At 47.8% G+C, this 6,000-nt stretch carries 4 protein-coding genes; all 4 read left to right on the plus strand.

The features are described from left to right. Positions 1-6: 6 nt before the first annotated feature. The 4 genes from PCH02S_RS33320 to ytvI all read left to right on the plus strand — a co-directional run bounded on the left by PCH02S_RS33320 (position 7) and on the right by ytvI (position 5,909). Positions 7-2,235 (plus strand): MMPL family transporter, encoded by a 2,229-nt coding sequence (locus tag PCH02S_RS33320; RefSeq protein ID WP_127458407.1) that lies wholly within the window; start codon positions 7-9, stop codon positions 2,233-2,235. Positions 2,236-2,353: 118 nt separating this feature from the next. After that, positions 2,354-3,481 (plus strand): radical SAM/CxCxxxxC motif protein YfkAB, encoded by a 1,128-nt coding sequence (gene yfkAB, locus PCH02S_RS33325; protein WP_127458408.1) that lies wholly within the window; start codon positions 2,354-2,356, stop codon positions 3,479-3,481. A 29-nt stretch (positions 3,482-3,510) separates the two neighbouring features. Further along, positions 3,511-4,848 (plus strand): hemolysin family protein, encoded by a 1,338-nt coding sequence (locus PCH02S_RS33330; protein WP_127458409.1) that lies wholly within the window; start codon positions 3,511-3,513, stop codon positions 4,846-4,848. Positions 4,849-4,862: 14 nt separating this feature from the next. Further along, on the plus strand, positions 4,863-5,909 hold the full coding sequence (gene ytvI / locus PCH02S_RS33335) for a sporulation integral membrane protein YtvI (RefSeq protein ID WP_127458410.1): 1,047 nt from the start codon (positions 4,863-4,865) through the stop codon (positions 5,907-5,909). Positions 5,910-6,000 lie beyond the last annotated feature (91 nt).

Below are 6,000 nucleotides of genomic sequence, written 5' to 3' on the forward strand. Positions count from 1 at the left end.
AGGGGGATGTGTGTGAGAGAATCAGCGGTGAAAGGGAAATTTTGGATATGGGGATACGCCATGCACCGTTATCGCTGGCTAGTCCTTACGCTTTGCGTGCTGTTGTTCCTTAGTTTCGCGCTATTTGCACAGAAAACACCCGGCATACTCAAAGATAATGGTTTTACGCCAAAAGGAAGCGAGTCGGATCTCGGTCTTATCCAACTGCGGGATGAGCTTGGCGTGCCTCTTACGACGATCAATCTGGTATATACGGGGGATGGCCTCGATATGACCAAGCAAGAGCAGCAGATGGCGATCATGGATTCCCTCAGTGAATTAAAAAAGCTGCCCTATGTAGAAAACGTGAATTTCGTTGCTGCACCTAGAAATGAAGGGCATTTAAATGTTCAGGCTGTGAACGTTTCGCTGGATCTGGACACGGACCCGGCGCTGGAGAAATACCCTGAGTTGAAGGAACGGGTGCAACCACCCGCCGGCATGAAGGTTTATGTAACCGGGGGACCTGCTATTTTGCATGACATGCAGGAAGCGAGCAAACATGATATTGCCAAATCGGAAGCCATTGGCCTCCCCATCGCGCTTATCGTATTGTTAATTGTTTTTGGGACGTTAGTCGCGGCGCTGCTGCCAATGATCGTGGGACTCATGAGTGTTACTCTCACGCTGGGGATTACCTATTTTATCGCCCAGCATCAGTCCTTATCGAATTTTCTTCCCAATATGGTGACGATGTTGGGACTAGCCGTAGGCATTGATTATGCCTTGTTCCTGGTTAGCCGTTTCCGGGAGGAACTGAAGGTTCAACCCAATGTGGCTGAAGCGGTGGCCATGACTTGCCAGACCGCCGGGAAATCCATTTTCTTCTCGGGCATTGCGGTACTGATTGGATTATTAGGTATGCTGTTCGTGGATCTCACGTTTTTTCGCTCCCTGTGTTTAGGGGGGATCATTGTCGTCTCCATATCTGTTGTTGTTGCCAACACGATGCTGCTTGCGCTGCTGGCGGTGCTCGGCAAGCGAATTAATTCGCTTCAGGTGCTGCCCAAGCGCTTCCGGAAGCAGGAATCTTCCCGATTCTGGGAAAAGATGGCTTATGGTGTGATGAAACGCCCCGTTCTGCTTGTCATTCTGGTTGGGGGCGCTTTGATCTATGCGATGACCCCCATTGGTCAGATGAAGCTGAGCGTGCCTAACGCCGAGGTGCTGCCTCCTAACTATGAGTCGCGCTACGGATCGGACTTGCTCAAAACGACTTATGATCCTCGGATGACGGGACCCATTCAAATCGTCGTACATACAGGTGATGACATCTGGGAAGCGTCTGCGATCCGTCAAATTCGAGCGTACGGCGATAAAGTAAAAGGCGTTTCAGGCGTGAAAGAGGTTCAAAGCTACCTCAGCTCGCTAGGACAACATACGGATGCAGAATTAGCAGGCATGCTGAAGGCTCCAGGAGTTAAAGAGCAGATCGAAGGGGCCAAGCTGGCAAAGGGACATACGGCGCTGCTCGTTGTTGTGCCTGAGAATGACCCGGATGATCCTTCGACGGACGGGCTTGTACGGAAACTTCGCGCTTTGGAGCGAGAGGGCCTGGATGTGGCCGTCACTGGCGGACCGGCTTACCGGCTGGATATCATCGACCGCATACAAGATGAAATACCTTACGTGCTCACTTTTGTCATGGGGATTACATATTTCGTCCTTCTGATTGCCTTCCGGTCCATTCTGCTGCCTCTGAAGGCTGTCCTTATGAATATGCTAAGTCTAGGGGCGAGCCTAGGGTGTGTGGTGTTAGTGTTTCAGCACGGTTATTTGGCAGATTTGCTGCATATCACATCCATTGGTTATGTCAGCGCAACGCTGCCGGTTATTATTTTTTGCGTGGTGTTCGGCATCTCGATGGATTATGAAGTTTTCTTAATTTCCCGCATTATGGAGGAATATGAAGCGAGCGGAGATAATGACAAGAGTACAGCGGAAGGGCTCAAAAAAACAGGCAGCTTGATTACAAGCGCTGCTTTCATTCTGGTTGTAGTTGTCGGTTCGTTTATCTTCACAGATATAGAAATCATGAAGGCGCTAGGTCTAGGTCTTGGCCTCGCGGTCCTCATTGATGCTACGATTGTTCGCGTCATGCTCGTTCCCGCTTTGATGAAGCTGCTTGGCAACGCGAACTGGTGGGCACCGAAGTGGCTGCGGGTGAAATCGCCGATTCCTGCGGAGAAACCGTAGCGAAAGACAAGGTGGTTTCCTTTTTTTCGCATCATAAGTTACAATAAAGGGCATAGGTATAGGCATGATAAGAACAAAATGCAAGTGAATAGGAAATGATAGGTCAGGTGTGAACAGCATGAATATGAATGAAACACGCTCCTTTTTACCGGAGCTATCTCCCGCTTATGACCCTTGGGACCCGATTCGGTCTTATCGGCAATACGGGAAACACGTACTTACTAGTGTAGAGTTGACGATTACCAATCTGTGCAATATGCGCTGTGAGCATTGTGCGGTAGGCGATTCGTTAACGATGACGGAAGGGCCACGTATTCCCTTACCCGTTATTTTGAATAAGCTGGATCAGGTAGAGCATTTGGAGACAATCAGTTTGACAGGCGGAGAACCTTCGTATCACATTAAGATTGTCAAAGATTACATGCTGCCCATCCTTAAATATGCACGGGAGCGGGGAATTCGTACCCAAATCAACTCGAACTTGACGCTCGACTTGGAGCGGTATGAGCTGCTTGCTCCGTATCTAGATGTTATGCATATCTCCTTTAATTACTTGAATGCTGATGATTTCCACCAGGTCGGTTTCGTTAATTCCCAGCATCCGGTAGGCCGTGAAACAGCGGTGCGCATGTATGAACGTATGGTGGACAATACGATAGCGTTAAGCAAAGGCGGATTGTACGTATCGGCGGAATCCATGATCAACACGCGCACGCATGAGAAGCTTCCGCAAATTCACAAGCTGATTGATGAAATGGGCTGCAAACGGCATGAGGTTCATCCCATGTATGCAAGCTCTTTCGCCTCCCACCTGCCCATGGTTTCACTAGACGAGTTAAGAAGCAGCATTCATCGCTTGCTGGACAGTCGGAATCGCGATATGTGGATGTTATTCGGCACTCTGCCGTTTTTTGCTTGCAATGAGCTCGAAGAGGACCGATTACTGGTAAAAAGGCTTCGTGAAGAGCCGAATGTCACGGTCCGGAACGATCCGGATGGACGAAATCGCTTAAATGTGAGCACATTTACCGGCGAGGTGTTCGTTACCGATTTTGCGAATGAACCGCCTCTGGGCAATATCCATGATGATCACTTGGATACGATTTTTGCAAGATGGGAGCATAATCCCCTGAATCAAAAGGTGAATTGCTTCTGCAGCGCAGCTTCCTGCTGCGGCCCGAACTTGCTGGTGGCCGATTCGTATTATCGTTCCATTGATTTTAAAAGCCGACAAGCTATTATCTAATATCATCTATCTGAAGGAGATATCCGCACTTGCCACATACTTCCTTTGAAATTGGACCTATTGTTCTTAATCTGGTATTAGTAATTATCCTCGTTCTGCTGAATGGTTTCTTCGTTGCTGCTGAATTTGCGCTTGTTAAAGTGCGGCATTCCCGCATTCAGCAGCTGCTTAATGAAGGCAGCAGCAAAGCAAAGTATGCCGACAAAGTTACATCGGAATTAGATACTTATCTGTCAGCTACACAGCTCGGAATTACTTTAGCCTCATTAGGCTTAGGTTGGGTAGGGGAGCCGGCTGTTTCCGAGTTGATCATGGAACCGCTTTTCCACATGTTAGGTCTAGAAGCATCTGTGTACACGCATGCGATATCTTTCATCTTCGCCTTTGGTTTCATTACCTTCCTTCATATCGTGCTGGGGGAACTGGCGCCTAAGTCCTTCGCGATTCAGAAAGCGGAATTAACCTCCCTGTGGCTCTCAGCGCCGCTGTTGTACTTCTATCGCTTGTTCCGTCCGATCATTTGGGTGCTTAATGGTGCGGCTAACAAGTTCTTGTCCTGGATTGGCGTAGAACCCGCAAGTGAGCATGAGGCGGCGCATACCGAGGAAGAAATCCGCATTCTGATGGACGAGAGCGTGAAGAGCGGGCATATCGATCAGGATGAAATGGTGCTTTTCGATAATATTTTTGAATTCTCGGAGCGTATTGCAAGGGAGGTCATGCTGCCGCGGACCGATATGGATTGCTTGTATTTAGAGATGAGCTTTATCGAAAACTTGCGGATGGTTCATGAGACGAAGCATACCCGGTATCCCGTCGCTGACGAGGATAAGGATCGAATTGTCGGATTCGTACATATTACCGATTTGTTTACGGCTGATCCGGATGTAGAACACGAGATTAGTGAATTCATTCGACCTATTTTGAATGTGCCGGAATCGATGGAAGTAAGCCGTGTTTTGAAACTCATGCAGAAAAAACATTCGCAATTGGCGATTGTTGTGGATGAATACGGCGGTACCGCGGGTCTTCTTACGTTAGAGGACATCATGGAGGAAATCGTTGGCGAGCTGCACGACGAATTCGATATCGACGAACGGCCTGAAGTTGAGGTGAAAGATAAGTATACATCCGTTGACGGGCGCGTGCTCATTGAAGATTTGAACGATATGCTGGATTTGGAGATCGAAGACGAGGATGTAGATTCGATAGGCGGATGGTTATTTAAGAAGCTGGAAGGAGCCCCGGTTAAAGGGAAAAGAGTGGCTTCAGGCAATCATGTTTTTGAAGTTTCTGAAGTAGATCGGTTGCGTATTGTACGTATACATATTACTAAAATCAACGTCATAAAGCCTGGAAATGAATAATCGGAGGAATTCCTATGTCGCTTAAGACGACACTAATCATCTTGCTTGGATTGCTGGTCCTATACGGATTATTCACGATAGGGTTACCTTTCCTGCTTGCTTTGGTTACAGCTATCTTTATGGATCCTCTAACGTTGCTGCTCATGCGAGCTATTAAGGTAAATCGGTTGGTTGCCGCGTCGATCATCAGTACCATTTTTACGCTGCTATTGGTGGCCTTGTTCTATTTCATAGGGTTTAATGTCGTGTCGGAAGTTATTGACCTTGGCCGAAAAGCTCCCAATTATATGGATGAAGTCAATAAATACGTCGATCATGCCGTTAGCCAAACGCAGGTGTTCTACGATTCCTTGTCCCCCGAAATGGCGGCGCAGGTGCAAACCTGGCTGGAGCGAAGCACCGAATCATTAACCACGACGTTAACCGACATGTTGAGCGGAATTTCCGGATTCTTTCTGAATATGGCGGGCAAAATTCCGAATTTCTTTATCGTTATGATCGTCTACGTCATCGCTTTATATTTGTGCATGTTCAGCTTGCCGAATTTGAGAGTCGCTTTCCTGTCTATGTTCGAGGAGCAGACGAGAACCAAAATGGAAAATGTCCTTGTGTATTTGCGGGAAGCTATCTTTGGATTCATTCGTGCTCAGCTCATCATGGCGATATTGACGTATTTGGTCACTTTCATAGGTTTGTTGGTGCTTGGAGCGGAATATCCGTTAGCGATCTCTTTACTCGTAATGGTTATGGAATTCGTCCCTGTCATTGGTACTGGGCTGGTGTTCATCCCTTGGTTGGGTTATCAGCTTTTAGTTGGGCATACGGGGATGGGAATTGGACTTCTGGTCCTGTTCCTGGCTTTGACAATCTTCCGCCGCATTGTGGAGCCTAAGGTGCTAAGCGAAGCAGTGGGGATTAATGCCCTCGCCGCTTTAATAAGCTTGTACATTGGCTTTGAACTGCTGGGCGTTGCCGGGTTGTTCTTGGGACCTTTGGTCGTCATTATCTATCAGGCCATGCGGAAGGCCGGACTTTTGAAATTGAATATTAAGTTGGATTAAAAGCGCGGAGGTTTTGCGCTGCGTATTATGAAAGTCCCTGTTGGCTGCCGATTATGGCAGGAGCAGGGACTTTTTTAATTGACAAGAATAT

The organism is Paenibacillus chondroitinus NBRC 15376 (genome assembly GCF_004000765.1).
Classification (GTDB): Bacteria; Bacillota; Bacilli; order Paenibacillales; family NBRC-103111; genus Paenibacillus_E; species Paenibacillus_E chondroitinus.

Excerpts from the sequence above, each read along its gene's own strand:
- PCH02S_RS33320 (WP_127458407.1), top strand. The coding sequence starts at position 7 with ATGTGTGTGAGAGAATCAGCGGTGAAAGGGAAATTTTGGATATGGGGA.
- yfkAB (WP_127458408.1), top strand. The coding sequence starts at position 2,354 with ATGAATATGAATGAAACACGCTCCTTTTTACCGGAGCTATCTCCCGCT.
- ytvI (WP_127458410.1), top strand. The coding sequence starts at position 4,863 with ATGTCGCTTAAGACGACACTAATCATCTTGCTTGGATTGCTGGTCCTA.